19 protein-coding genes and 3 pseudogenes are annotated in these 25,736 nt (G+C 68.8%); 16 read left to right on the top strand and 6 right to left on the bottom strand.

Annotated elements, in window-relative coordinates:
• Positions 1–470: 470 nt before the first annotated feature.
• Complete coding sequence (locus ACYVF7_RS40025; protein WP_460351066.1) at positions 471–1,844, bottom strand: serine hydrolase domain-containing protein; 1,374 nt, start codon at positions 1,842–1,844, stop codon at positions 471–473.
• A 1,683-nt stretch (positions 1,845–3,527) separates the two neighbouring features.
• On the opposite strand from ACYVF7_RS40025, the gene ACYVF7_RS40020 reads away from it, so the two are divergent.
• Together ACYVF7_RS40020 and ACYVF7_RS40015 are read left to right on the top strand one after the other, a co-directional pair.
• Positions 3,528–4,625, top strand: a complete 1,098-nt coding sequence (locus ACYVF7_RS40020; protein ID WP_460351064.1) for a helix-turn-helix domain-containing protein — start codon at positions 3,528–3,530, stop codon at positions 4,623–4,625.
• Positions 4,622–5,167 (top strand): hypothetical protein, encoded by a 546-nt coding sequence (locus ACYVF7_RS40015; RefSeq protein WP_460351062.1) that lies wholly within the window; start codon positions 4,622–4,624, stop codon positions 5,165–5,167. The genes ACYVF7_RS40020 and ACYVF7_RS40015 overlap by 4 nt, the downstream gene beginning before the upstream one ends.
• 216 nt (positions 5,168–5,383) lie before the next feature.
• On the opposite strand, the gene ACYVF7_RS40010 is transcribed toward ACYVF7_RS40015, so the two are convergent.
• On the bottom strand, positions 5,384–6,853 hold the full coding sequence (locus ACYVF7_RS40010) for a hypothetical protein (RefSeq protein ID WP_460351060.1): 1,470 nt from the start codon (positions 6,851–6,853) through the stop codon (positions 5,384–5,386).
• A gap of 1,738 nt (positions 6,854–8,591) precedes the next feature.
• On the opposite strand from ACYVF7_RS40010, the gene ACYVF7_RS40005 reads away from it, so the two are divergent.
• Positions 8,592–8,831 carry a hypothetical protein gene (locus tag ACYVF7_RS40005; protein WP_460351059.1) on the top strand — a complete coding sequence of 80 codons (240 nt, stop codon included), beginning with the start codon at positions 8,592–8,594 and terminating at the stop codon, positions 8,829–8,831.
• Positions 8,832–9,017: 186 nt separating this feature from the next.
• Here the strand turns inward: ACYVF7_RS40005 and ACYVF7_RS40000 are convergent, their stop codons facing one another.
• Together ACYVF7_RS40000 and ACYVF7_RS39995 are read right to left on the bottom strand one after the other, a co-directional pair.
• A complete protein-coding gene (locus tag ACYVF7_RS40000; RefSeq protein WP_460351057.1) occupies positions 9,018–10,631 on the bottom strand; it encodes a flavin-containing monooxygenase in 1,614 nt (537 codons plus the stop codon).
• Between the two features lie 83 nt (positions 10,632–10,714).
• Complete coding sequence (locus tag ACYVF7_RS39995; RefSeq protein WP_460351055.1) at positions 10,715–11,155, bottom strand: nuclear transport factor 2 family protein; 441 nt, start codon at positions 11,153–11,155, stop codon at positions 10,715–10,717.
• Positions 11,156–11,375: 220 nt separating this feature from the next.
• Between ACYVF7_RS39995 and ACYVF7_RS39990 the strand changes: the two genes are divergently transcribed.
• From ACYVF7_RS39990 to ACYVF7_RS39965, 6 genes and pseudogenes are all read left to right on the top strand, one after another.
• Positions 11,376–12,809 carry an MFS transporter gene (locus ACYVF7_RS39990; RefSeq protein ID WP_460351053.1) on the top strand — a complete coding sequence of 478 codons (1,434 nt, stop codon included), beginning with the start codon at positions 11,376–11,378 and terminating at the stop codon, positions 12,807–12,809.
• A gap of 61 nt (positions 12,810–12,870) precedes the next feature.
• Positions 12,871–13,656, top strand: coding sequence for an SDR family NAD(P)-dependent oxidoreductase (locus tag ACYVF7_RS39985; RefSeq protein ID WP_460351051.1), 786 nt, complete (start codon positions 12,871–12,873; stop codon positions 13,654–13,656).
• 86 nt (positions 13,657–13,742) lie between these two features.
• Positions 13,743–14,942: a cytochrome P450 gene (locus ACYVF7_RS39980; protein ID WP_460351049.1), complete on the top strand. Its 1,200-nt coding sequence runs from the start codon at positions 13,743–13,745 to the stop codon at positions 14,940–14,942.
• Positions 14,939–15,148 carry a ferredoxin gene (locus tag ACYVF7_RS39975; protein ID WP_460351047.1) on the top strand — a complete coding sequence of 70 codons (210 nt, stop codon included), beginning with the start codon at positions 14,939–14,941 and terminating at the stop codon, positions 15,146–15,148. Before ACYVF7_RS39980 ends, ACYVF7_RS39975 begins: the two co-directional genes overlap by 4 nt.
• 204 nt (positions 15,149–15,352) lie before the next feature.
• Complete coding sequence (locus tag ACYVF7_RS39970; RefSeq protein WP_460351045.1) at positions 15,353–16,219, top strand: SDR family NAD(P)-dependent oxidoreductase; 867 nt, start codon at positions 15,353–15,355, stop codon at positions 16,217–16,219.
• Position 16,220: 1 nt separating this feature from the next.
• Positions 16,221–17,756 (top strand): annotated as a pseudogene (locus ACYVF7_RS39965) (CoA transferase); the annotation flags it as partial.
• A gap of 177 nt (positions 17,757–17,933) precedes the next feature.
• Here ACYVF7_RS39965 and ACYVF7_RS39960 read toward each other — a convergent pair.
• Positions 17,934–18,119, bottom strand: a pseudogene (locus ACYVF7_RS39960) (hypothetical protein); the annotation flags it as partial.
• Positions 18,120–18,200: 81 nt separating this feature from the next.
• Here ACYVF7_RS39960 and ACYVF7_RS39955 point away from each other — a divergent pair.
• The 5 genes and pseudogenes from ACYVF7_RS39955 to ACYVF7_RS39935 all read left to right on the top strand — a co-directional run.
• A pseudogene (locus tag ACYVF7_RS39955) lies at positions 18,201–19,260 on the top strand (CaiB/BaiF CoA transferase family protein); the annotation flags it as partial.
• A 153-nt stretch (positions 19,261–19,413) separates the two neighbouring features.
• Positions 19,414–20,001: an FAS1-like dehydratase domain-containing protein gene (locus ACYVF7_RS39950; RefSeq protein WP_460358370.1), complete on the top strand. Its 588-nt coding sequence runs from the start codon at positions 19,414–19,416 to the stop codon at positions 19,999–20,001.
• A 104-nt stretch (positions 20,002–20,105) separates the two neighbouring features.
• Entirely contained in the window at positions 20,106–20,543 is a 438-nt protein-coding gene (locus ACYVF7_RS39945) for a hotdog family protein (protein WP_460351043.1), read from the top strand.
• Positions 20,540–21,736 (top strand): thiolase C-terminal domain-containing protein, encoded by a 1,197-nt coding sequence (locus tag ACYVF7_RS39940; protein WP_460351041.1) that lies wholly within the window; start codon positions 20,540–20,542, stop codon positions 21,734–21,736. The genes ACYVF7_RS39945 and ACYVF7_RS39940 overlap by 4 nt, the downstream gene beginning before the upstream one ends.
• Positions 21,733–22,116 (top strand): Zn-ribbon domain-containing OB-fold protein, encoded by a 384-nt coding sequence (locus ACYVF7_RS39935; protein WP_460351039.1) that lies wholly within the window; start codon positions 21,733–21,735, stop codon positions 22,114–22,116. The genes ACYVF7_RS39940 and ACYVF7_RS39935 overlap by 4 nt, the downstream gene beginning before the upstream one ends.
• Before the next feature lie 7 nt (positions 22,117–22,123).
• Here ACYVF7_RS39935 and ACYVF7_RS39930 read toward each other — a convergent pair whose 3' ends face one another.
• A complete protein-coding gene (locus tag ACYVF7_RS39930) occupies positions 22,124–22,717 on the bottom strand; it encodes a cysteine hydrolase family protein (protein ID WP_460351037.1) in 594 nt (197 codons plus the stop codon).
• 112 nt (positions 22,718–22,829) lie between these two features.
• On the opposite strand from ACYVF7_RS39930, the gene ACYVF7_RS39925 reads away from it, so the two are divergent.
• Positions 22,830–24,278 carry an aldehyde dehydrogenase gene (locus ACYVF7_RS39925; RefSeq protein ID WP_460351035.1) on the top strand — a complete coding sequence of 483 codons (1,449 nt, stop codon included), beginning with the start codon at positions 22,830–22,832 and terminating at the stop codon, positions 24,276–24,278.
• A 199-nt stretch (positions 24,279–24,477) separates the two neighbouring features.
• Positions 24,478–25,668, top strand: a complete 1,191-nt coding sequence (locus ACYVF7_RS39920; RefSeq protein WP_460351033.1) for a L,D-transpeptidase — start codon at positions 24,478–24,480, stop codon at positions 25,666–25,668.
• Positions 25,669–25,736 lie beyond the last annotated feature (68 nt).

Here is a 25,736-nt window from a genome sequence, read left to right as displayed (position 1 = left end):
ACGTCGAACGCTGCGCGGCATGGCGTCGCCGCTACGAGCAGCGGAAACAAGCCGGCTGACAAGCATCTCCCGGGACAGGACAAGGCGGGCAGTCTGCCCGGATGGGGACTTTCTCCACGTCTTTAAAGGCGTCCCGCTGCGCGGGCCGCGCCGCGGCGCTTCCGGTCCTCGTTACGCTGCGGTCCGGGTCACCTTGCCACCGAATAACCCGGCTCCTCAATGTGGCACCTGAACAGCAGAAACCATTGACCACCGCGCCACCAGCTTGACTCAGGGAACTGACGCGCCGCTTCCGGTCCTCGGGCCGTAGCCGGCCCTGCGGTCCGGGTCGGCTTGTCCTCGAATCACGGCGGTCCCTGTGACCGATCCAAACGGACGGTTCTGCGCCGCACCGGCTACGTGAGCCATGCCTGGGCAGCCGCCCTCTCGTGGGCGTGCCGGCTACATCGGTGGCTTAAGGGTGCGGCCTTTCACGAAGCCCAACTTCCGCCTGCCCTCATCCCGCTCACCAACTCGTCGGCCACAGCCCGCAATCCCGGGGCAGGCGTCGCCGCCGCAAGCAACACCACCGCCGCCGACCCATCACCAGCAGCCATGAGCTCGGCGGTGAAACCACGCGTGCTGCCGCCGCGCCAGACGATCGTGCCGCCTGGCCGGTCGAGCAACGCGGCGCCGGGGACGAACCGTGCGCCGCCGCCAGCAGGCGTTGTCAGCATCATCAAGGCTCTGATGAGCGGATCGTCGGCCCGGCCAACCGCGTTCGCGAGGGCGAGCAGGCTCGGCAGGTCGGCCGTCATCCCGCTGGCGAAGCGGTACGACTCGACGTCCTCCACGACCGCCGCGACCTTGCCGACCACCACCTCGGTCCCCGTGACGGTCGACGGTGCGATCGCGTCCGGACGGGGGAGCTGTACGCCGGTCATGCCGAAACGCGGCAGGATCCGGCGTGCGCAGTAGTTGGCGAACGACTCGGCGGCGACATGCTCGACGAGAAGTCCGAGCAGTTCGTAGCCGAGGCTGGAGTATTCGGCTCGCTCTCCTGCCGGCCAAGCGGGTTTCAGCCGGATGACGGCGTCGGCCAGCGTCCCCGGCAGCACCGACGTCCCGCGCTGTCTCAACAAGTCCTTCGGCAGGCCCGATCGGTTCAGCAGCAGCTCGCTGACCGTGGCGTCGAAGCCGCCGGGGCTGCTGGGGACATAGCGCGACAGTTCCGCGGACAGGTCGAGAGCGCCGATGTCGACGAGATCCAGCACAGCCAGCGCCGTGACCAGCTTCGTCACCGATCCAACACGGAACACCGATGCCTCGCCCAAGGGAATTAGGCTTCGCACGTCGGCCGCACCGAGGAATTCGCGATGGACGACCGCGCCGTCGAGAACCACACCACAACAGAGCCCTGCGATGTGCTCATCTGTCACGGCATCAAGCAGTCGCGTCCGGACACGCGAGGCGATCGCGGCCGGAAGGCTCGACGAGCGATGGTCGAGATCCCGCAACCGACCGGCGACATCAGTCCACGGCACGGCGTCGGCGGGAACTAGATGGGGCTGAAAGACGGCGATCCGGTGAGGCGCGGCGGCCTCGACCGCGATCGTGAACTCCCACTCCTCGCCGCCGGAGTGCACAACGGCGCGTGCTCGCGTCGGCGCGACGCACTCGAAGGAGGCGAGCTCGGGTCGGTAATCCCGGAAGCGCGCGAAGCGCCGAGCCAGAGCGGTGCGGATATCGCGGCCCTCACTGAGGCGAGGCACGAACCCGGCCTCGACATCATCGGGCGGGATATCGCCCGCCAGTACGGCGAGCAGCCAGGAGGCCGAGCCCCGCAGAACGTCTTCAGACACCATGCGCGCGACGATACACCGGGTGTTTGTCAGCTCGCCGTCAGCGAATGCCCCGCGATCGCTCCCGAAATGGTCGCTAGTCCTGCAGCCGCGGCTAACCCTTCAACGACATAGATAGGCGGCGGGTACTGAACGTCATGGGCTGAGCACCCAGACCGCTTCCCTCGCCTGCCAGCATAAGATGATCTCGCTAACGCCAGTGCTAACAATGGCCCTGGACGGCCGTGGACCGACCTGGACGGCGTAGTAATTCAGCAGCAGGTCATGAGATAGATCTGGACGGCCCTGGACGTTCCCGATCTTGCTACGGATCAGGCGGTGACTGCTGAATGCGGCTGTTGATGGGTCAAGGCGCCGACGCTCCGCATCGGGCGCTCGCCGTCCGCCCCCGGTACGCGCCCTATGGGCGTGTGGCGTGGGGGCGGTCGTGTCGGGCGGGCGGCCTCGCATATGTCGAGTCACTCGATAGCAAGAGATCGGTGGCCGGCTGCATGTCGCTGACCTGCGCAAGCGCTCGGTTCTTTGGAAGCCAGCCCAACTGTTTCAGTATTGTACGCAGGGTCGCATCATCGACAGTAGTCTCTGTGTTCGTATTATTAACTACATATTGCAAAAGTAGGCGCATAGGTACATGATAGGATGGACATCCCTACATCTACTGTTATCTAGAGTTAAAGAATATGGAAGTATCCGCCAGGAGGTTTCGGCCGGGCACAAGAGGCCGCTTCAGTCCCAAATGCCTCTGGGATCGCTTGCCTGCCAACCAGCCACACGGCGACGTTAACCCTCGCTGGCCTCAACTCAACTACGGACCGTCTGCCCCTCGGGACACGCCGCTCCACTCCTCGGGCTGTAGTCGGCGGTGCGGTCCAGGTCGGCTATCCATGAATAACCTGGGTGCGACTGACGGCAACGACGGCAACCGCCGACAGCCGCCGGCACACGTCCTCCGCCCGGTGTGCCGTCACTCCTGAAAAGCGGAAGGTTGGCGGTTCGACCCCGCCCCTGCACACCATCTTTGACCTGCGGGAACAGCTCCGAGAGATCACGTTCGGAGCTTTCTCGCGACGGTAACCACGATGCGAGCGACCGTCCGCCTTTCGGCGTACGGTCGGCGCGACGAAGCGAGACTGCTCCCTTCGCGTAACGCGACCTCTCACCAGCTGGTAGACGATCTACGTCAAGGCGGCACCTCATGGCGCCGCCGGGTGATGACCAACCGCCCATGCTGGCCGCATCACCACACCTCCAGGACAGACGAGTTAGTGGTGCACAAGATCGTGCACCCAGGCTGGAAACGGCGGCGACGACTGGTGCAGATCACCGGACGTCTTGGCATGCCGGTCTTATCCGTTCAGGCCGTGCTGGACCGCGCAGGCTTAGCGGGGTCTCTCACATCGACTGCGGGGCCCGGCAACTGATCAGGGCGCGGCGACGACGACACGGTTCGGTGCGACGCTGCAAGTGTTGCGGATTGTTTGAAGATGCTAGCCACGTGTCGGGCCAAGACCCGCCCCAGTACAAAGGCAAGCCGACCATGGAGGAGATCAGTGTGACTGAATCACACTCGCGCCCCAACGGTCAGGTCATGGAGGTCGAGGGCGCAGGCCGCCCTGCCGCCCCCGCGCCATCCATAGCCGCCTGGGGGCATGTTCCCACGGGCGTGCCTGTTCTAGAATCGCACACATGGGTATTGGGGAGCGTGTAGCGGAGGCTCGAGCCGAGGCCGGGCTCACGCAGGCGCAGTTGGCTTCAGCCGTCGGCGTTGAGCGCAGCGCTCTTGCGAAGATCGAGACTGGGGCACGACGCGTGTCCGCAATAGAACTCGTCGCAATCGCCCGAGAGTTGCGGCGCCGGGTCGAGTGGTTTGTCGACCCTGGACCGCCGTCGATCGTCTCCTACCGCGCTTCGAAGCCAGCCGTTGCGTTCCAGACTGTCGACACTGACCTGGACCGGATCGTGCGGGACGTCGAGTTTGTGGCTAGCGAGTTTCCTGGGCTCATCCGGAACCAGCCCGAAGTCGCGGCACCACCACAGACTCCTGCCGAGGCCGACTCTCTTGCTACGTCCGCACGTGTGATGCTGGGGCTGCAGCCAGACACACCGGTCCATGACCTCGCGGGACTTGTTGCGACCATTGGACTCTTGCCTTTCTCCATCCATCTTGATGAAGGCGCCGACGCGGGAACGGTACTGCTGCAAGCCGGTGGTGTGTCTGTGATCAACGGTGATCTGCATCCTGGGCGCCGGCGATTGGCACTTGCCCACGAGTTGGGGCACTATCTGATCGCCGACCCGTACACGACAGACTGGCGGGTCGCCTCTTCCGACGCTGAGGCCCTTGAGGCCCGACTGGACCGGTTCGCAAGAGCGCTGCTGTTGCCCGAACTCGACCTCCGGACGCGGTGGGGGGCATGGGTGCAGCAGCCAGATGAAACGTTGCGCGATGCGGCTGTTCGAGCTGGGAGTCACTATCGCGTAGACATGGCAACACTCTCGCGGCGACTCAACGAACTTGGACTCGTCAACGCCGATCAGGCTGACAGCATCCGTCGGGTTCGGACGAAGAAGGCCGATATCGTAGAGAAGAACCTAGTTGTTCACCACGAACTTGAACCAATTTCGCTCCCTAGGCGATATGAGCAGGCCGTTCTGAGCCTATATCGGAGCGAGACGGTGACCACGGACCGGGCACTAGGACTACTGCTAGGCACCTTCGATAGCGACGCACTGCCAGACCTTCCCGTACCGCCCGATAGTGAGATCTGGGCTGTTACATCGTGAGCGATGGGCGCAGAATCTATGTACTCGATACCGGCCCGCTGAGCCACTTTGCACGCAGCCAGTGGCTAGGTGTACTCAAAGCGATTCTTGGCGATGCCCAGGCAATCATTCCAGACGTCGTAGAGGCCGAACTGCGAAGTGGTGCCGGACAATATCCCCATCTCCGGGCAATACTCGACGCGGACTGGATTGGGGTAGTTCGGCTTGATACCGACGCACAGCTGGCCGCCTTCTCCTACTACGAGCAACGGTTGGTGGGCCCCAACGGACGCAACATTGGCGAGTGCGGTGTTCTTGCGCTTGCTGAGACATCACCGAACGCCACAGCGATTCTCGACGACCGTGTAGCCGGGAAGGTAGCGGCACAGCGGGATGTCGAAGTACGTCGTACGCTCGGGTTGCTCTGTGACGCAATCCGCCAAGGGCTCCTCACTGTTCCATTGGTGTCGGCAGTGGCCGACGATCTTCTTGAAAACTCTTACCGGCTCCCGTTCGGCCTAGGCGGGTTCGCCAACTGGGCTCAACAAGAAGGCCTCACATGATTCAAGAGGTTCACGGTCGCGCCAGCGTTGCGCGACAAAGTCAATCCTGCGGAATGTGCGCGATCTGACGGAAACGTTAACGGTAACGCCGACTTCCAGCAGCAAAATGCCAGCCATACGGTAGCTCATCAGGTCGACAGTGCACACTCAGCCAGGTTCGGCTCAGTGCCGGCGTGTGCCGCTGTCAGGGGACGAATTGCGACGAGGGGTTGGGCCCTAGACCTCGGCTTCATTTGAGCTCTCGACATGGTTGTGGCTTCCAGCACTTCGATCGGTCTGGTCAAACCAGTCGGCAACGATGTGAGCCACGAGCGCGTCAGAGGTCCAGGCAAGTTCCCAGCCGCACAGGCGGTAGTCACTACGCGGCTCGTTAAGCGGATGATGCGAGCGCAGGTCACAGATCAGCAGCTCCGAGTCCTCCAAGTGACCCGGCCAGTCATCCGGAACGGATGCGCCTGAGCCGCGGACATACGGGTTCTTCACCACGATGCCGGTGACCCACTCCCGTTCGTTCCCGTCCAGACCAGGAGCGTCGTGCTCCGTGACGAAGCCGACAGCCTCAAGCGCAACCGCGTTATCTGGTGAAGGCCAGTACCTCCTGGCAAGTGGAGCGTTGAGAGACCGGAAGTGGGCAGCCCCCATAACGTTGAACGTCTCATACAGGTGCTTGATCGGGTAGGTATCCAGAGGAACGCCAGCCAACTGGAAAGAGACGTTGCAGTGAGAGGCCACACGAGTCTCGTGGTAGGCGACGCCTGCCGTGAGGGTGAAGAACCCACCCGCGCAGACGTCGTAGTACGTGATCTCTTCCGTGTGGTGAGGCTGCTGCGAAGCTTCCGTTCGCTTCTGCCAGTCCCTTAGCGTCTCAACGAACGAACGAGCACCGACGCCATGCCAGTTGATGTGCGCCTGTTGGATGTTCCAGCGGGGCTGGTCGGTGACCCACCCCATGCGGTGCATCTCGTGGAGCAGTTCCACGATGCCCTCGGCGTTGTATACCCGGATGGGGATGTCGAGGGTGACCCCGAAGCCGGCACCAAACCCCCAGTCGATGTCGGCCAGGGTCTGGACGAAGGAGAACTGTCCGAACTGCCCTCCGGAACTTACGTAAGGCAGTGGCTGCCCGCCGGCGTCGAGCAGGGAAACGGCCGTCCCAGGAAGGTCGTGCGACTCACGTGGAGCCTTCCGCTTGGATGACTCCGACGCGTCCAGATGGGCACGCCCGTGAATGACGAGCTCATCTCGCTTCACCCGCAGCAGTCGAAGTAGCTCGTCAGGGTTGGCGAGGATGCGTTCTAGTTCTGGCTCACCGAAGAGAAGAACTGAACGTTCGCGCCTGGCGACGACTTCCTGGGTGGCGCTGTCACGAAAGCCGCTGACGCTGAAGATGACGCCAACAACCGACCCCTCGGTGCGCCCAAGCCTGGCCAGCCGCATATCGTCGATGTGACCGCTGTTTAGTGGCTCTCCCTCCCACTTAGCCTCGATTAGGTACCGGTCGACACCGTAGGTAGCGGACAGGTCGGTCTGTCGGGGAGCGGCTATGCCAGGGTTGTGTTGCACCTTGAAATGCGCCTTGCGGAAAGCGCGCACGAGGAGCTGTTCCAGCGCGTAGCCGCGCCTCTGAGCATCCAGATTGGACTTGAGGCGGTGGAACTCATCTAGCAGGACGGATTGCTCAAGCACGCTTATTCCCTAGGCGAGACTTGTTGGTGTTTGGTCGTGTCGAGCAGGCCCTCTCGCAGGGCGGACATGTGGACATTATCGTCAGTGTCGGACCTCACTCCGTCAAAGCAGCCTGAACGTCGGCCGGAACGGTCACGTGACATGGGTCGGATAGCCGTATCAAGCCAGGTCGACGGTCACGTCGCCTGACAGCAGCGGTGACAGCAATGACAGCCACCACCGCCTGCCGCGAGCGCACGCCGACCGGCTCTGACCTCGACGGGGGCATCACCAGCAGAGGCGTCGCTCTTCCTCGTAAGCGGAAGGTCGCGCAGTCCAAGCCTGTAGGGCTGGCCCTACGTTTCAGGTCGGCTCCGAGTCCTTCTTTGGGGTAGGCGCAGGGCCGCTGGCAGACTCGCTCCGCTCGTCCCAGGCATCACACGGCAGCCCGGGGTTCTGTAGGAGATGCCTCCGGCGGGGACCTCAAGCTCGGGGATGAATCCAGGCGGCACGTTGCACACGGTGGTCAGTGGCTGGTCGAGGTGGAAGCCGGGTCATCCCCTCTGCCGACGGCCCGAGCAACCCACGATCAAAGTAGGGACGGCGGAGGGGATGACCCAGTAGGTGGCTATGGCCTGCGCCGGACGTATCCAGCGGTGAACCACTGGACGAGAGTAGTCGCCAGATGTACCGCCATCTCGGCTGCTTCTTGACTGATGGGACGGCTAAGCGAGCTACCTCCATGGCGATCACTGTGCCCCTCCCACAAGAGCCGGACAAGATGAGCTGCCGCATCGACCGACGCGGCCGCACGTGTCTTGTCGGTAATAGCGAGTTCGTAGAGGTGGCTTTGTCGATCTAGCTGGCCGAGAACGTGTCCCAGCGTTGCCCCCGCTTGGGTCGGTACGACAACGGGGATGGAGGCTGCTTCCACAGCCTTGACCGCTTCGCCATACGCCTTGCTCGGATCGGGATGTAGCCCGTACGCAGCCGTCCAAGCAGCTCGCAGATGATCCCGTGTATCGGCATCGGCATGCTGCTTAACGTACTGCGCTGCCCGTTGCACAGTCTCGTCTAGCCGCCGAGTAAGGCCTGACATATCGTTGGCAACCTCGTATGCAGACCCCGCGTCGACGAGCAGTTGATTAAGTCTCTCTCCGATGATTTCAAGCGCGGCTTGGTCTTCTACGACCGTGGGCGGGTGACCGGGGTGGAAGTACAACAGTGCGTCGACCACGTCTAGTAGAAGGCTCGGATCTTGGAGCAGAAGACGGTTCCAGCTCCAGCCATGAGGCAGGTCGAGGCGGAGACGGAGGGCAGCACGCTCCGCGAGATGCTCTGTCGCCACCCACTCGATCCATTGTTCGAGTGACGATCTTAGGTGCGATGGAATCCCCTCGTGCAAGACCTGTCCCGCCGCTTCGCCTGAGAGGCGGACGCTTAGCGGCTGCCATGATCCAGACATCGGCACCCTTCTCCTATCCAGTTGCTGCCCTAAGTCTGGATGACCTGATAGCAATCACGCGCGCCGTTTGTCTGACGCTGAGCGCTGCTTCCGGTGAGCTTCAGGGGCACGCGTGTCCGTTAGAGCGGACGATCACGGTCGCGTACGGTCGTAGAGCGCCGGAGAAGGTGCAGGTCAGCAACGCCGCCGCTGGTCAACGATCAGCGGCACCGACTTTCCAAGCTGATGGCGCAGGGACATCGTTACCGTGTCCAAGCACAGATACGACGCCACGGGCTACCCACGGAGCGCTACATGGGATGGGAGCTCGTTGCCTACGACAGCGAAGACGAGTGGTTGCGGATGACCCTTCCGATCACTCGACACCAACTGATCCGCATCCGAGACCTGTTCGACCGGGACGATGACGAGTGGATGGTCCACTGCTACGAGGTCAAGCCCGAGATGTGGCCTCGCATCATCGAGACCCTTGGTTGTCCACCGCCAGAGGAAGGGCTTCACTACTTTGTGGAAGGGGTCGCCACTGACGACTGAGCCGGGGCCGCCGTCGGCGCGGGATATTCGCGGGATGACGGCCGTCTCCGCCCAACCGGAAGATGACCCGACGCAGGTCAGGCCCGATCGAGCTGTTAGATCGCCGGTGGATTCCTAAACCGTGCGCACCTGGAGGCGAAGCCGAAGGAGCTCGACAGGGATGCCGCGCGCTGGAGTGCGGGTGGCTCAGGTGGTGCGGAAGCCGGGGAAGTCGTTTGCGGCGATCTCTTCGCATTTGCGGCGGTAGACGCCGACGCCGCCGACATAGGGCATGAAGACCCGGGGCTTGCCGGGGACGTTCGCCCCGACGTACCAGGAGTTGCCCTTGACGAAGAGCGTGCCGGCCCCGACCTCGTTGACGTGGTCCATCCACGCGTCCTCCGCCGCCGCGTCGGCCTCCGTGACTGTGAGGCCGTTCTTCTCGAGGTGGACGAGGTAGTCGGCGATGAAGTCGACGTGCTGCTCGATGGACACCACCATGTTGCTGATCACCGAGGGGCTGCCCGGGCCAGTGACGAGGAACAGGTTCGGAAAGCCGGCGGTGACCAGCCCCAGATACGTTCGCGGGCCCGCCGACCACTTGTCGCGCAGGCGGAGGCCGCCCCGGCCGCGGAGGTCCATGGCGAGCACGGCCCCGGTGATGGCGTCGAAGCCGGTCGCGAAGACGATGACGTCCAGGTCGTACGATGCCTCGGCGGTGCGGATGCCGGTAGGGATGATCTCCTCGATGGGTGCCGAACGGACGCTGACGAGCGTGACGTTGGGCCGGTTGAACGTCGCGTAGTAACCCGTGTCGACCGTCACGCGCTTGGAACCCACCGGGAAGCCGCGCGGGGTCAGCAACTCGGCCACCTTCGGGTCGCGCACGATCTCCCGGATCTTCGATCGGAGGAACTCGGCGGCGGTGTCGTTGGCGTCCTCGTTCTTCAGCAGGTCGTTGAAGGCGCCGATGAAGCCGCCGCCGCCCTCCTGCCAGCGGGACTCGTACTCGGCCCGGCGTTCCTCCGCCGGGACCTCCAGCGCCGACCGGTCGTTGTTGCGACGCGCGGTGCCGTTCGGCGTGTAGCGGACGAACTCCCGGTGCTCGCGGTACCGCGCCTTGAGCGCGCGTTCGTACTCGCGGTCCAGCGGCCGGTTCCGGGCCGGCAGGCTGAAGTTGGCGGTGCGCTGGAACACGGTGGTGTGCGCCGCCTGGGCCGCGATCAGCGGGATCGCCTGGGTGCCCGACGAGCCGGTGCCGATCACGCCGACCCGTTCTCCGGTGAAGTCCACGCCCTCGTGGGGCCAGTCGGCGGTGTGGTAGGTCGCTCCCTGGAAGGAGTCGAGCCCCGGGAAGTCCGGGATGCGCGCGGCCGACAGGCATCCGGTGGCCATGACAACGAACCTGGCCCGCGCCAGGTCGCCCCGGTCCGTACGGACCTCCCATCGGCCCTCCGCCTCATCGAAGGACGCACCGGTGACCCTGGTCTCGAGCTGGATGTCCCGGCGCAGGTCGAAGCGGTCCGCGACGTGGTTCAGGTAGCGCAGGATCTCCGGCTGGGCGGGGTACCGCTCGGTCCAGCTCCACTCCTGCTCGAGCTCGGGCGAGAACGAGTAGGAGTAGTCCATGCTCTCCACGTCGCACCGGGCGCCGGGATAGCGGTTCCAGAACCACGTGCCGCCGACGCCGCTCGCGGCGTCGTAGCAGCGCACCGACAGCCCGAGGCCGCGGAGGCGATGCACCGCGTACAGCCCGGCGAATCCGGCTCCGACGATGACGACGTCGAACTCGGCCGCCTGAATCCCGGCGGGACGGGCCATGGGGACTCCTTCCGGTCGCTGACCGTGACGCGGGGACGAGTTAACCACAAAACATGCTCATATTTAAGGCCCGCCCGTACGGCTCAGGACGTCAGCGAGCGGGCGACGTCCGGCCACGGTCCCATGTGGATCACCGTCATCTCGCGCCGGAGGAACAGCCAGTCGTCGCCCTGCCGTACGTACCGGTCGGCGTAGCGGAGGGCGCCGAAGTGCGTCGTGTCGCCGACGCCCATCTCGACGTGGGCGAGGACCGTGCCCGTCGCATGGTCTTCGCCCAGCTCGTGGAGGACGTACGCGTCGGGAGTGTGCGCCGATCGGCCTTCCCCGCGCCGTTCGCGCAGGGCATCGACCACGGCGGCGCGGCCGTGGACCTCCCGTCCGCCGATGGGCATGACGGCCTCGGCGTGGAACAGCGCGGCCAGCGCGGTGTAGTCCCGGTCGTCGATGGCGAGGCAGTAGCGGGCCGCGAGTTCCTGCAGGGCCAGGCGGCTCTCGACGCGCCGCAGACGCTCTTCGATGGTCACGGATCGACCCCTCTCGGGAAGGTCCTCAGGTTGTCGCCGTCGTAACCTTGACGTCACAAAGAAACCAGTCGCATGATATGGCTACTTTATTCGCCATCAACACCTTTCCGGAGCCTTCGGGGGATCAGGCTCCTCTTTCGTCGCGACGGCCCGAGCCTCCCCGGCGCCGGGTGCACGCGAGCGGACGGCAGACTCCGCTCTCGCCCCTGGAGGATCCGAAATGACCGCCTCAACCGCCCACGTCGCGGCAGCGCCACGACGTCTCTCGGCATCGATCGTCATGGTCGGCGCCATCGCGTACTGCGTGGTGCTGGCCACCCTCTCGGCGATCGTCCCCCTGTCCGTCCTCCCCAACATCGGCGCGTCACTGCACGCGTCCGGGGCCCTGCTGAACTGGGCCGTCATCTCGAGTACCGCGGCCAGCGCGGTCGCCACCGGGATCTTCCCGCCGCTGGCCTCCATCTTCGGCCAGCGCATGATGCTCGCGGTCGCGATGGGCGCGGTGACCGTCGGCGCCGCTCTCGACGCCGTCGCGCCCAGCATGTCGGTGCTGCTGATCGGGAGGATCATCAGCGCGTTCGGACTCGGCGCGATCGCGTTGTCCCTGGCCATCGTGCGCACCAACATGTCCGGCCGCGCGCTGAGCCTCGCGCTCGGGTGCATCGCCGGCGCCGAGGGGGTGGGCGCGGGTCTCGCCTTCGTGTTCGGCGGGCTGATCACCGAGACCGTGCACGTCGGCTGGCACGCGGTGTTCTGGACGCTGGCCGTGCTGGGGCTCGTGGCGACAGCATCGGCGCTCACGGCGGTGCCCGGCACGGGGGACCGGGTCGTCCGCCGGGTCGACTGGCTCGGCGGCGGCCTGCTCGGCGCCGCGCTGGCGCTCGTCCTCATCCCGCTGAGCATGGGGCCGCACTGGGGCTGGGGCTCGGCGAAGGTGCTCGGGATGCTGATCCTCGGCGTGGTGGCCGCGACCGCCTGGTGGGCGATCGAGGACCGGACCGACGAGCCGATGGTGAACACGAGGGCGCTGCGCGACCGGACCTTCCTGCTCGGCGCGGGGGTGTTCCTGCTGACCGCGATGCTGGTGTGGATCATGGACTTCACGATTCCCGCCATGGCGACCGCTCCCAAGTCGACCGGGTTCGGGTTCGGCTACGACGCGCTGCTCGGCGGGATGGTCATGGTGCCGATGTGCGTCGGCATCGCGGCGGGCGGGATCGTGTCCGGCGCCGTCGCCCGCTGGGTGCCCGCCCGGGCGCTGGGCCTGCTGTCCTTCGTCGTCGCCATCCTCTCCATGGTGCTGCTCGCGGTCGCGCACGGCGCGGAGTGGCAGCTGTGGGTGTGGCCGGCGCTGTTCGGCGTCAGCTACGGGATGGGCGTCGCCTGCGCGTACATGACCTTCATCGGGGCGCTGCGTCCGGAGCAGGTCGCCACCGCGGCGGCGATCGGGCAGACTGCGGGGCCGATCGGCGCGGCCGTCGCCAGTGCGGGCATCACCGCCATCCTCACCGCCCATGTGATCAAGGCCGGGCCGATCGCCGTGCCGACCGAGCACAGCTTCCAGACGGGCTGGTGGATCGGCGCCGGCATCGCGGTGCTCGGCGCCGTCTGCGCGCTGGCGATCCGGGGTCCGCGGACGGCCCACCGGGCCTGACCGTCGACGATCGTGTACGGCCGGCCGCCGGGCGGTCGGCCGTACGCCGAGGGGAGAACGAATGACGGGCAAGCGGTTCCTGGTCACCGGGGCGGCGGCCGGGATGGGGCGGGCCATCGCGATCGAGGCGGCACGGCAGGGCGCCGCGCACGTGGCCCTCGCCGACCTCGACGTGGAGGAGGCCGAGAAGGCCGCCGCCGAAGTACGGGAACGGGGCGCCGAAGCGGTGGCGGTCCACGTCGACCTCCGGGACTCCGCGCAGGTCGAGGTCATGGTGGCCGCGGCCGTGGAGGCGATGGGCGGCCTGGACACGCTGGTGAACAACGCGGGCGTGCTGGACAACGCGTTCGCGCCGGGCGCGACGTTCGAGACGCTCCCCGAGGAGGCCTGGGACGCGGTGATGGGGGTGAACCTCAAGGCGATGTGGCTCGCGACGAAGCACGCCGCGCCGCACCTGCGGGCCTCGGACCGGGGCCCGTCCGTGGTGAACGCCTCGTCCGTCGCCGGCCTGACGGGATATCCCTTGCCGGCCTACTCGGCGAGCAAGGGCGGCGTCATCCAGCTGACCCGGTCGATGGCGATCGAGCTCGCGCCGGACGTCCGGTGCAACTGCTACTGCCCCGGCTCGGTCGACACTCCCATGAGCCGCCGCCACCTGGACGCCGCCGCGGACCGGGCGGAACAGGAGCGGCAGATGTCCGGCAACCACCTGATCCCCCGCATGGGGCGGCCGGAGGAGGTGGCGGCGCTCGTCTGCTTCCTGGCGTCCGACGCCGCGTCGTTCATCACGGGCGGCGTCTACGCCGTGGACGGCGGCACGACGGCCTGGCGCGGCACGCGCGCCTAGCCAGGGTTAAAACCATGCGCATGATTATTGACTTTTATTCGTTGCTGGTGGCAACGTGTCCGAAATAGATGATAGGAGCCGTGCCGATGTCTGAGCGGATCGGGGCGTGTCCGGTAAGTCACACGGACTACCGGGCGGCGACGGCGCCCACCGGCCACTACGCGCTGCTCGACGAGGAGCGCGAGAAGAGCCGGTTCTACTGGAACGACCAGACCGAGCGCGGATTCTGGATGCTGACGCGCTACGACGACGTGCTGGCCGGCTTCCAGGATCCGGATACCTTCACCAACGAGGTCACCAGCGCGCTCAATCCGCAGAAGGGCATCGACCTGCTGCCGCAGCGGCTAGGCGGGCAGGAGCACGCCGACATGCGACGCGTGATCAACCCGTACTTCTCGCCCGCCGCCGTCCGCCGGATCGAGCCCTTCGCCACTACGCGCTGCGCCGAGATGGTCGAGGAACTCGCGCCGAAGGGGACCTGTGACTTCGTCGCCGACTTCGCGATCCGCTATCCCACCGAGGTGTTCCTCGTCCTGCTCGGGCTGCCCGCCGCCGACGGGGAGTTCTTCGTGCCCTGGGCCGACGACACGTTCCGCGGCTTCTTCGGCGGCGACCAGGACAAGGCCCGCGCCGCCTCCGAGCGGATCATGGCGTACTTCGCCGATCTCGTCGCCCTCCGCCGGGTGAAACCGCTGGATCCGAAGGAGGACCTGGTCTCGCGGCTCGTCCAGGCCCACGTCGGCGAGCGGCAGATGCCGGAGAAGGACATCCTGACGATCTGCATGACGCTGATGCTCGCCGGCCTGGATACCACGCGCAGCGCGCTCGGCTACATGTTCTGGCACCTGGCCCGCAACGAGGCCGACCGCCGGAGCCTGACCGACGACCCCGGTCTCGGGCCGGCCGCGGTGGAGGAGTTCATCCGGCTCTACCCGCTGGTCATCCAGGCGGGCCGGGAGACCTCCCGCCCGGTGGACCTCGACGGCCTGGAGATGGACGAGGGTGACGTCGTGTGGCTGGGCATCGGCTCGGCCAACCGGGACCCCCGGAAGTTCCCCGACCCGGACCGGTTCGTCCCCGGGCGCAAGGGGGTCAACCAGCACCTCGGCTTCGGCGCCGGCCCGCACCGCTGCCTCGGCATGCACCTGGCCCGGCTGGAGCTCGCCGTCGTCCTGCGCGAGTGGCACGCCCGGATTCCGGACTACCGGCTCAAGCCAGGCGCCGACCTGGTCGAACGTGGTGGTCAGCTCACACTGACCGGTCTTCCCCTGGAGTGGACGCCGTGACCGAACGGATTCGCATCGACGCCGCCCGCTGCACCGGGCACGGCCGCTGCTACACCGTCGCCCCCGACCTGCTGAGCGACGACGAGGAAGGCTTCGTCGAGCAGCGCGGCACCGAGTTCGACGTGCCCGCGGGCCTGGAGTCCCAGGCCGCCGACGCGGCGGACGCCTGCCCGGAGATGGCGATCAGCCTGGTACGGCCCGTATGAGCGAGCCGGAGCGGCGCGGCGCCGTGGAGCGGTGGAAACGACGGCCGTACGAGGGAGGACGGCGTCCGAAGGCGCTTCGGCGGCGAGTGGAGGGCAGAGCATGAGCGAGCCGGAGCGGCGCGGCGCCGTGGAGCGGTGGAAACGACGGCCGTACGAGGGAGGACGGCGTCCGAAGGCGCCTCGGCGGCGAGCGGGGAGCGGAGCATGAGCGAGCCGGAGCCGGTACGTTCCGGCGTCCTCGCGGGCCGGGTCGCCGTCGTCACCGGCGGGCTGTCGGGGATCGGCGCGGCCGCGGTCCGGCGCTTCCTGGAGGAGGGCGCGTCCGTCGTCGCCGGCGACCTGCGGGAGGGCCGGCCGCCCGGGATCGCCGCCGAGTCCGCGGGCCGTCTCATCATGCGGCCCGCCGACGTCGCCGACGAGGCGGACGTACGCGGGCTGGTGGACACGGCCGTCGAGCGGTTCGGCCGCCTCGACGTGATGTTCAACAACGCCGGAGTCCTCGGCGCCATCGGCCCGATCGCGACGGCGGACATGGACGAGGTGGACCGGACCCTCGCGGTGAACCTCCGGGGCGTCTTCCTCGGCATGAAACACGCCGCCCGCGTCATGCGCCCCCTGCGCTCCGGCTCGATCATCTCCACGTCCAGCCCGGCTGGCCTGACGGGCGGCCAGGGCCCCCACGCCTACAGCGCCGCGAAGGCCGCGGTGATCGGGCTGACCAGGTCCGCCGCGGCCGAGCTGCGGGCCGACCGGATCCGGGTGAACGCCGTCGTGCCCGGCGCCACGGTGACCGCGATGATGGCCGACGTCGCCACCGGGGACGCCGCCGACCTGGACGGCGCGGCGGAGAGGATGGCGGCGACCGCGTGGATGGACCGCCCGATTCGCCCGGAGGACGTCGTCGAGGCCGTGCTGTTCCTCGCCTCCGACGCCTCCCGATTCGTGACCGGCGAGACTCTGTCGGTGGACGGCGGCATGACGAGCGCTCCGGGCTCGTCGCCGTTCCTCACCGAGCGGTTCGCCGGCACCTCGGCAATCTTCGAGAACGGCCGGCGGACGGAGCGGCGCTGACATGCTCGAACACGTCCGGGTCCTGGACCTCAGTGACGAACGCGGACTCCTGTGCGGCCGCCTGCTGGCCGACCTCGGCGCCGACGTGGTGCAGCTCGAGCCGCCCGACGGCTCGAGCGCGCGTGAGCATCCGCCGACGGCCGGGGACCGGTCGTTCTTCCGGGACGCCTACACGGTGCAGGCGGAGTCGCCTGGTGGCTTGAGCGCGCGTGAGCAGCCGCCGGCGGCCGGGGACCGGTCGTTCTTCCGGGACGCCTACACGGTGCAGGCGGAGTCGCCTGGTGGCTTGAGCGCGCGTGAGCAGCCGCCGTCGGCCGCAGGCCGGTCGTTCTTCGGGGACGCCCACGCGGTGCAGCTCGAGTCGCCCGGCGGCTCGACCGCACGTGAGCAGCCGCCGTCGGCCGCAGGCCGGTCGTTCTTCCGGGACGCCCACACGGTGCAGGCGGAGTCGCCTGGCGGCTCGACCGCGCGTGAGCGGTCGCCGTCGGCCGGGGGCGGTCCGTCAGTCGTGGGCGATCCGTCGGCCTTGGGCGGTCGCTCGTTCTACTGGGACGCCTACGCCGCGAACCGGCGCGGCGTCGCCCTCGATCTCGCGTCGCCGGACGGCCGCGCCGACCTGGACGCGCTGCTGGCCGCGGCCGACATCCTCGTCACCTCCTGGCCGCTCGACCGGCTCGCCGTGCACGGACTGGACCCCGAGCGCGTACGGAGCCGGTTCCCGCACCTGGTCCACGCGGCGATCACGCCGTTCGGGCTCAGCGGTCCCAAGGCCGGCTACGCCGACAGCGACCTGGTGCTGTGGGCCGCCGGCGGGCCATTGGACCCGCACCGGGAGGGCGACGGCCCGCCGCTGCGGATCAGCGTTCGGCAGGCCTACCTGCACGCGGCCGCGGATGCCGCCGCCGGAGCGCTCATCGCGTACCTGTCCGGCCGGGGACAGCTCGTCGACGTGTCCGTCCAGGCGTCGCTCGGGGTGACCACCCTGGGCCGGGTGCTGGCCGACGCCGTCGGCGACGAGAAGCCCGAATGGCAGAAGCAACCGGTGGCGCGCACCGACCAGAGCGGCAGCGGGGCGGCGACGTCGAGCGCGATGAAGAAGTGGGCCTGCCGGGACGGCGTCATCGAGTTCCACCTCGCCATGGGGCCCGCGTCCGGCGGGTTCACGAACAACTTCTTCGCGTGGCTGCGCGCCGAAGACGCCTGCGAGCCACGCTTCGCCGAGTGGGACTGGCGCCGCGTGCCCGAGCGGATCGAGTCCGGCGAACTGACCGGCGAGGATATCGCCGCCGCGCGGGCCGACATCCGCGCCTTCTTCGCCACCAGGACCAAGGCGCAGGTCCTCGACGCGGCCCTGGAACGCCGGCTGCTGTGCGTCGGCATCGCGGAGATCGACGACATCGCCGCCAGCGCCCAACTGGCGGAGCGGGAATTCTGGTCGACGGTGGGCGACGGCGACCGGGCCACGACCCTTCCCGGAAGGTTCGCGCACATCACCGGCTCGTCCTTTCCCTCCGTACGACGCCCCGCGCCGCTGCCCGGCGAGCACACCGCCGAGGTACGGGCGCAGTGGACGGCGACCCCGAGGCCACGCCCCGCCCACCCGCGCCCCGCTGGCCCGCAGAGCGCCGCGCTCCCGCAGAGCACTGCCGGCCTGCGTGCCGCTGACGCGCAGATCCCCGCCGAACCGGGCGCCGCTGGCCCGCAGAGCCCCGCCGAACCGGGCGCCGCTGGCCCGCAGAGCCCCGCCGAACCGGGCGCCGTCGGCCCGCAGAGCTCCGCCGACGTGCGTGCCGCTGGCCCGCCGAGCGCCGCGCTCCCGCAGAGCACTGCCGGCCTGCGCGCCGCTGACGCGCAGATCCCCGCCGAACCGGGCGCCGCTGGCCCGCAGAGCCCCACCCACCCGCGGGCCATCGCCGGCCGAGCGGACGGCGCACGGCGCCTCGCTGCGGAATCGGGCGATCTCCAAGCCACCGCCGGGCGGGTGGGCGACGCCCTGGCGGGACTGCGGGTCCTCGACCTGTCCTGGGTCGTCGCCGGGCCGCTCGTCGGCCGGGCGCTGGCCGACTTCGGAGCCGAGGTGGTCCGTGTGGAGTCCGCGCGGCGGATCGAGACGTCACGGCTCATGCCGCCCTTCCACGGCGGCGTGCCGGGCCGGGACAACTCGGCGCTGTTCGGCACCGTGAACGCGGGCAAGCACGGCGTCACCCTCGACCTCGGCACGGAGGACGGGCGAGCCGTCGCCGGCGACCTGGCGGCCTGGGCCGACGTCGTCATCGAGTCGTTCTCGCCCGGCCTGATGCGCCGCTGGGGCCTGGATTACGAGACGTTGCGGGCGCGGGACCCCCGGCTCATCATGCTCAGCTCCTCGCTGATGGGGCAGACCGGCCCGTACGCGATGCTCGCCGGGTACGGCAGCACCGGCGCGTCGCTGAGCGGCTTCCAGAATCTCGTGGGCTTCCCGGGCGAACCGCCCGTCGGAACGTTCGGGCCCTACACCGACTACGTGGCCCCGCGGCTGGGGCTCGTCGCGCTGCTGGCGGCGCTCGAGCGCCGGGAGCGGACGGGGGAGGGATGCTACATCGACGTCTCCCAGGTCGAGTCCGGCGTCTACTTCCTGTCTCCGTACTGCGCGCGCTACTTCGCCGACGGCACCGTCGTAGGGCGGAGGGGCAACGCGGACGAGGTCTTCGCGCCGCACGGGGTGTACCCGTGTCTGCCGGAGCACGGCCGGGACCGCTTCGTGGCGCTGACCGCCCGCGACGACGCAGAGTGGGCGCGCCTCGCGTACGCGATGGACCGTCCGGATCTCGCGGCCGACCCGGACCTGGCGACCGCCGCCGCGGCGGGCCCGCTCGGCCGAGCTCGACCGGCTGGTCGGAGCGTGGACCGCGTCGCGGAAGGCGCGGGAGGTGGAGGAGCTGCTGCAGGCGGCCGGCGTCCCGGCGCACCTGTCGGCGAACCCCGCCGACTTCGCGGCCGATCCGGCACTGCGGCACCGGGGGCACCTGGTCCGGCTGCCGCACCCCCTGCACGGGGAGACGGTCGTCGAAGGGCCGCGCTACGTGCTCTCGGAGACGCCCGGCCGGGTCCGCGCAGGCGCCCACGCTCGGCCGGGACAACGAGTTCGTACTGCGGGAGATCCTCGGGTACCCGGAGGCCCGGGTGCGCGAGCTGACCGAACGAGGGGTGTTGACGTGAGCGACGAACGGCCGGCGCACGACGACTGGAGGAAGGCCTGGCGGCCGGTGGAGGAGGCGGTCGGCAAGGACTTCTCCGACGGCCGGACGGTCTACGGCGCCGACGTGGTCGAGCGTGGCGCGATCCGGCGGTTCCTCGAACCGCTGGAGCTGGACTGCGCGTTGCACACCGACCCGGAGACCGCGCGAGAGCACGGGTTCGCCGATGTGACCATGCCCTACACCGGTGTGGTCGGGTGGGCGATCCCGCCGATGTGGCGGCCGGGCGAGACGCTGTTCGACTCCGCGGACCGGAACGCGCAGCCGGTGCACAGCCCCATCAACAACCAGGACATGCCCATCGGCCCCCGGACCACCGGGTTCTTCGCCACGGACATCGAGTTCGACTTCCTGCGCCCCGTGGTGGCGGGGGAACGGATCGGCCGTCGCGGGCGCAGGCTGGTCCGGTGCCTTCCCAAGGAGACCTCCGTCGGCCGCGGCGCGTTTCTGACTTGGGAGAGCGAGATCGTGACCGACACCGGTGAGGTCGTCGCGCGGCAGCGCACCGGCACGTACGCCTATGAGCCGAAGGGGGAACGGTCATGACGGGACCGACCGGGACAGCCGAGCCGGACACACCCACGGAAGAGACATCCGGCTCGGACACGGCCACGGAAGAAACGATCGGGACACCCGGACCGGACGCGCCCATGAGACAGCGGTACGTCGAGGACGTACGCGAGGGCGAGGAACTGCCGGGCGTCGCGTATCCGCTGACGGTGTACCGGCTCGTGATGGCCGCCGGGTCCAACCGCGACTTCAACTCCATCCATCACAACACCGAGTACGCCCGCGCCACCGGCGCCCCGGAGATGTACGCCAACACCGGCCTGCTGCTGGGCATGTGGGAGCGCGCCGTACGCGACTGGATCGGCCCGGCCGGGACCATCCGCGGGATCAAGGGCTTCCGGATGCGGGCCTTCAACGTGGTCGGTGACACGACGTGGGTACGCGGGCGCGTCGCGTCGGTCGGCGGTGACGACGCCCCCGGCGCCGTCGACCTCGAACTGTGGTGCGAGAACTCGGCCGGCGTCACCGTCGGCCCAGGAACGGTCCGGGTGACGCTGCCGACGCGAGGAGCACGATGAACCGGGCACGTAACCTGTCCGGCCGGATCGCCATCGCCGGTCTCGGCATGACCGAGATGGGCAAGGTGTACGGCCGTACGGCGATGGGGTTCGCGGTCGAGGCCGTCGCCCTCGCCGCCGAGGACGCCGGCGTCGGCCTCGCCGAGATCGACGGCCTGCTCATCAACCCGGGCGTGGGCGGCGACATCGGCCCGCCGCTGCAGGCGGCGCTCGGTCTGCGGGACCTGCGGTTGCTCTCGGCGATGCAGGGCTTCGGCTCGTCGGCCGGCGGCATGGTGCAGTACGCCGGTCTCGCGATCGACGCGGGCATGGCCGACGTGGTGGCGTGCGTGTACGCCGACGCGCCGCTGCGCAAGGACGCTGGCACGGGCGCCGCCTACAGCGGCGCCGCCCGCCCGGGGGCGAGCCTCGACCGGCTGCCGAGCGCGGCCGGGCTGAACACCGCCGCCGCCAAGTACGCGCTGGCCGCCCGGCGGCACATGGAGCGGTACGGCACGACCAGTGAGCAACTGGGCGCGGTCGCGGTGGCCGCCCGGCAGTGGGCGGCGCTGAACGAGCGGGCCCAGATGAAGGACCGGAAGCTCACGTTGGAGGACCACCAGGCGTCCCGGATGATCGCCGACCCGTTGCGCCTGTTCGACTGCTGTCTGGTCAGCAACGGCGGCATCGCCGTCATCGTGACGAGCGCCGAGCGGGCCCGCGACCTGCGCCGGCCTCCCGTGTACGTGCTCGGCTGGGGGCAGGGCCACCCCGGCCACCCGATGGGGCGCGGCAGCGAGTTCGGGCTGGTCACCGGTGCCGCGGCGTCCGGAGCGGCCGCCTTCGCCATGGCGGGGCTGGGCCCGGCGGACGTCGACGTCCGGGAGATCTACGACTGTTTCACCTACACGACCGTGGTCTCGCTGGAGGACTACGGATTCTGCGCCAAGGGGGAGGGCGGCGCGTTCGCCGCCTCCGGCGCGCTGGCCCCGGGCGGCGACCACCCCACGAACACGGGCGGCGGCCAGCTCTCCTCTTATTACATGTGGGGCATGACGCCGCTGTCCGAAGGGATCATCCAGGCCCGCGGCGACGGCGGGGTGCGGCAGGTGGACGGCGCCGAGGTCGTCCTGGTCAGCGGCAACGGCGGAGTCGTCGACTACCACTCGACGCTCTTGCTGAGCCCCAACGCCGAGGGAGGTGACGGGCGATGACCATCGCACCGATCAAGCGGGACGAGGAGTCCGCCGAGTTCTTCGACGCAGCGGCACAGGGTGTCCTGCTGCTGCGCTGGTCCGCCGCGAGCGGCCGGTATCTCCCGCCCGCCGCGGCGATCGATCCGGTAGCCCCGACGTCACCGCCGGTTTGGAGACCTTCCTCCGGTCTCGGCGAGATCGTGACGTGGACCGTCATCCCGGGGCGCGACGCCCCCGACACGGTCGTCGCGGTCGTGGAACTGGAGGAGGGGCCGTGGATCACCGTCCAGGTTCAGGACATCGACCCGGCCGGGCTGCGGGCGGGCCATCCCGTACGGATCGGATTCGAGACCCCGGAGGGCGGGGAGGCGGTGCCGATCGCGCTTCCCCGCACGTGAAGGCGGTTCAGGCCATGGCGTCGGCGGGCGCGAAACCGGCGAGGAGCTCCCGCCAGGGGCCGACCGTCGCGAACACGCCCATCGACGCGAGGGCCGCCTCGTGGGCGGCTCCAGGGGCTGAGGTGCAGTCGGCGGCCACGAACACCTCGAAGTCCCGCTGTTCGGCCGAGCGTACGGTCGCCTCGACGCAGGCGTTGGTCACGACGCCGCTCACGAGCAGCCGGCGGACGCCCATCAGCCGCAGGACGAGTTCGAGGTCCGTGTAGAGGAAGGCGTCGTAACGGTTCTTCATGATGACGCGGTCGCCGGGCAGCGGGGCGAGTTCGGCGACGATCTCGGCGTCCCGGCTGCCGCGGACCAGCGGGGTCGTGCCCGGCGGCAGGGCCGCCATCATGCGGGCCGGCACGTCCACCAGGTCGGGCCGGAAGACGTGCCGGGTGAAGACGACCGGCGTCCCCGCCGCGCGTACGGCGTCGATCATCGCCGCGTTGTTCCGGATCACCGTGTCGATCCGCGGCAGCCCGAACCCGGCGCGCGGGAGGGATCCGTCGGCGCGGCAGAACCCGTTCTGCATGTCGATGACCAGCGCGGCGGTGACCACGAGCGCTCCCTTCCGGCGGGCAAATAGTAGGAATATGATACGCATAGATTTGGCGGGCCGGGAGGGTCGATGCGGCCTCCCCGCCGAGCGAGCAGGCCGTGGAGGGCGCGAAATGACAGGCTCCGGCATTCATCACCGGCCAGGGGTGTTCGTGGGCGGCGTCTGGGACGAGTCCGGCGGTGGCGCGGTCACCCAGGTGCGCAGCCCGGCCACGGGGAAGCCCGTGGGCGAGGTGCGGCCGGCCACTGTCGCCCACGTCGACGCGGCCGTCGCACGTGCCGCCGAGACGTTCGCCGCCGGTGACTGGCGCCACCGCGCGCCCGCCGAGCGCGCCGCCGTCCTCCGCGCCGCGGCGGACCACATCGAGCGGCTCGGCGACGCCGCGGTCGACCTTCTCACCGGTGAGCTCGGCTGCCCGCGCTGGTTCGCCGAGCGCGCCCATGTGCCGAACCCGATCCGCCACCTGCGCTACTACGCGGACCTCATCGAGCGGGAGCCCCTCGAGGAGATCCGGGAGGACGGCGTCAACCGGAGCCTGGTCGTTCAGGAACCGGCCGGCGTGGTCGCCGCCATCACCCCCTGGAACGGCCCGCTGAGCGCCCCCGCGCTGAAGGTCGCCCCAGCGCTGGCGGCCGGCTGCTCGGTGATCCTCAAACCGGCGCCGGAGACCCCGCTGAGCGCCTACCTGCTCGCCGACGCCCTTGCCGCGGCGGGCCTCCCCGAGGGCGCGTTCAGTGTGCTGCCGGCCGGGCGTGAGGTGGGCGAGCACCTCGTCCGGCACCCGCTGGTGGACAAGGTGGCCTTCACCGGCAGCACCGCCGCGGGCCGCCGCATCATGGCGCTGTGCGCGGACCGCATCGCGCGCGTCACGCTGGAGCTCGGCGGCAAGTCCGCCGCCGTCGTGCTCGGCGACGCCGACGCCGGCGCGGTCGTGCGCGGCCTGATGCCGATGGCGATGATGGTCAACGGCCAGGCGTGCATCGCGCAGACCCGCGTGCTCGTCCCGGATCAACGACAACGAGAGTTCACCGACGCGCTCGCCGCCGCCTTCGCCGGCCTGCGCGTCGGCGACCCGTTCGATCCGGACACCGACATCGGCCCGCTGGTCAGCGAGGTGCAGCGGAAGCGTGTCGAGGGGTACGTCGAGACGGGCCGGGCCGAGGGTGCCACGGTCGTGGGCGGCGGGCGCCCGGGCGGCCTGGACGACGGCTGGTACGTCAATCCGGCCCTGCTCACCGGCGTCACCAATGCCATGCGCGTCGCGCGCGAGGAGATCTTCGGCCCGGTGGTCGCCGTGATCCCGTACTCCTCAGAGGAGGAGGCCGTCGCCATCGCGAACGACTCGATGTACGGGCTGTCCGGGTCCGTCTGGTCCGCCGACGCGGAGCGGGCGCTGCGCGTCGCCCGGCGGCTGCGGACCGGAATGGTCAGCCTGAACGGCTTCCCGCAGGCGTTCGGCACGCCGTTCGGTGGTTTCAAGCAGTCCGGCCTCGGCCGCGAGATGGGGCCGGAGGGCCTGCGCACCTATCTCGAGCCCGTCTCCATCGCGCTCGGTCCCTGACGATCTCCTCACGATTTCCTGTCAAGAGCATGGAAAGTGCCGATTGCGGGGCTAATTGCCGATGATCGATACTATGATGCTCGAATCACCGGGGTTTTACGATGCGCGGCGGCACCTTCTTGGCATGCCCTCCTTAGCCGCGCATCTTTTGCGCGAAGTGGGGTCATCAGTGCGCATCAGGCAGTCGGGTCGATGGATCATGCCGGCAGCGGCCGGAGCGGCTCTCACGCTGGCCGCAGCGTGCTCATCCAGCGGGAGCGCCTCCACGGCGGGTAAGGAGGCCAAGGCCCCCGACGCGGCGGCCGCGATCACTCCGGCCGACGGGGCCAAGAAGGTCCGCCCGGACAAGGGCGTCTCGGTCACCGCGAGCAGCGGTGTCCTGGAGCAGGTGACCGTGCAGTCGGGCCAGAGCACCGTCGACGGCACCCTGTCCGCGGACAAGAAGAGCTGGACCACCAAGTGGACGCTCAAGCCCGGCGCCACGTACACCGTGACGGCCACCGCGAAGAACGCCAAGGGCAAGGTCACGACCGCCACGAGTAAGTTCACGACGCTCAAGGCGTCCTCGACGGTGAAGATCAGCGACGTGACGCCGAGCGCGGGGGAGACCGTCGGCGTCGGCATGCCGATCACCGTGAACTTCGACCAGCCGGTCAGCAACCGCGCGGCGGTCGAGAAGGCCCTGGAGGTGCGCTCGACCTCCCCGATGGAGGGCGCGTGGCGCTGGATCACCAGCGAGCAGGCCATCTACCGGACCAAGGCGTACTGGCCGGCGCACAGCAAGGTCAGCCTCGTCGCACACCTGGCCGGCGTCCGGGCCTCCAACGGCGTGTACGGCACCAAGGACGTCACCCGAAACTTCTCGATCGGCGCGTCCCACATCGCGAAGGTCGACCTCAAGAAACACGTGAGCAAGGTCTACGTCGACGGCAAGCTCGCCAAGACCATCAAGGTGAGCGGTGGCATGGGAGGCAGCGACTCCCACGGCAACGACTTCCGCACCACGAGCGGCGTCCACCTCGCGATGGGCAAGGAGCCCGTCGTGACCATGACCTCGCCGAACATCAAGAAGGGCGAGCCCGGGTACTACCACGAGCTGGTCTACAAGGACGTCCAGATCAGCAACAGCGGCGAGTACCTCCACGAGAGCCCCGGCGAGTACGGCTGCCTCGGGCACAGCAACTGCAGCCACGGCTGCGTCCGGCAGACGCCCGCCGGCGCCAAGTGGTTCTTCAACCTGAGCAACCGCGGCGACGTCATCGTCATCAGCGGTACGACGCGTGACCTCGAGTGGAACAACGGCTGGGGCTACTGGCAGCTGTCCTTCACCAAGTGGATGAAGGAGAGCGCGTCGAAGCAGCCGGTGACGACGACGCCTCTGACGGGCTGACGGACGGATGACGGACGGCGGGGCCGCTTCGGCCCCGCCACGTCTATTTCCGATCATGGAACGCGACC

The organism is Actinoallomurus acanthiterrae, from assembly GCF_054775715.1.
The sequence above is the reverse complement of the archived record's forward strand: the minus strand, read 5'-3'. Positions and strand labels throughout refer to the sequence as shown.

What these genes read in the sequence shown, in the direction of transcription:
- ACYVF7_RS39980 (WP_460351049.1), top strand. Translation starts at nt 13,743, where the DNA reads ATGTCTGAGCGGATCGGGGCGTGTCCGGTAAGTCACACGGACTACCGG.
- ACYVF7_RS39985 (WP_460351051.1), top strand. Translation starts at nt 12,871, where the DNA reads ATGACGGGCAAGCGGTTCCTGGTCACCGGGGCGGCGGCCGGGATGGGG.
- ACYVF7_RS39940 (WP_460351041.1), top strand. Translation starts at nt 20,540, where the DNA reads ATGAACCGGGCACGTAACCTGTCCGGCCGGATCGCCATCGCCGGTCTC.
- ACYVF7_RS39935 (WP_460351039.1), top strand. Translation starts at nt 21,733, where the DNA reads ATGACCATCGCACCGATCAAGCGGGACGAGGAGTCCGCCGAGTTCTTC.
- ACYVF7_RS40020 (WP_460351064.1), top strand. Translation starts at nt 3,528, where the DNA reads ATGGGTATTGGGGAGCGTGTAGCGGAGGCTCGAGCCGAGGCCGGGCTC.
- ACYVF7_RS39920 (WP_460351033.1), top strand. Translation starts at nt 24,478, where the DNA reads ATGCCGGCAGCGGCCGGAGCGGCTCTCACGCTGGCCGCAGCGTGCTCA.
- ACYVF7_RS40025 (WP_460351066.1), bottom strand. Translation starts at nt 1,844, where the DNA reads ATGGTGTCTGAAGACGTTCTGCGGGGCTCGGCCTCCTGGCTGCTCGCC.
- ACYVF7_RS40005 (WP_460351059.1), top strand. Translation starts at nt 8,592, where the DNA reads ATGGGATGGGAGCTCGTTGCCTACGACAGCGAAGACGAGTGGTTGCGG.
- ACYVF7_RS39945 (WP_460351043.1), top strand. Translation starts at nt 20,106, where the DNA reads ATGAGACAGCGGTACGTCGAGGACGTACGCGAGGGCGAGGAACTGCCG.
- ACYVF7_RS39990 (WP_460351053.1), top strand. Translation starts at nt 11,376, where the DNA reads ATGACCGCCTCAACCGCCCACGTCGCGGCAGCGCCACGACGTCTCTCG.
- ACYVF7_RS40000 (WP_460351057.1), bottom strand. Translation starts at nt 10,631, where the DNA reads ATGGCCCGTCCCGCCGGGATTCAGGCGGCCGAGTTCGACGTCGTCATC.
- ACYVF7_RS39970 (WP_460351045.1), top strand. Translation starts at nt 15,353, where the DNA reads ATGAGCGAGCCGGAGCCGGTACGTTCCGGCGTCCTCGCGGGCCGGGTC.
- ACYVF7_RS39925 (WP_460351035.1), top strand. Translation starts at nt 22,830, where the DNA reads ATGACAGGCTCCGGCATTCATCACCGGCCAGGGGTGTTCGTGGGCGGC.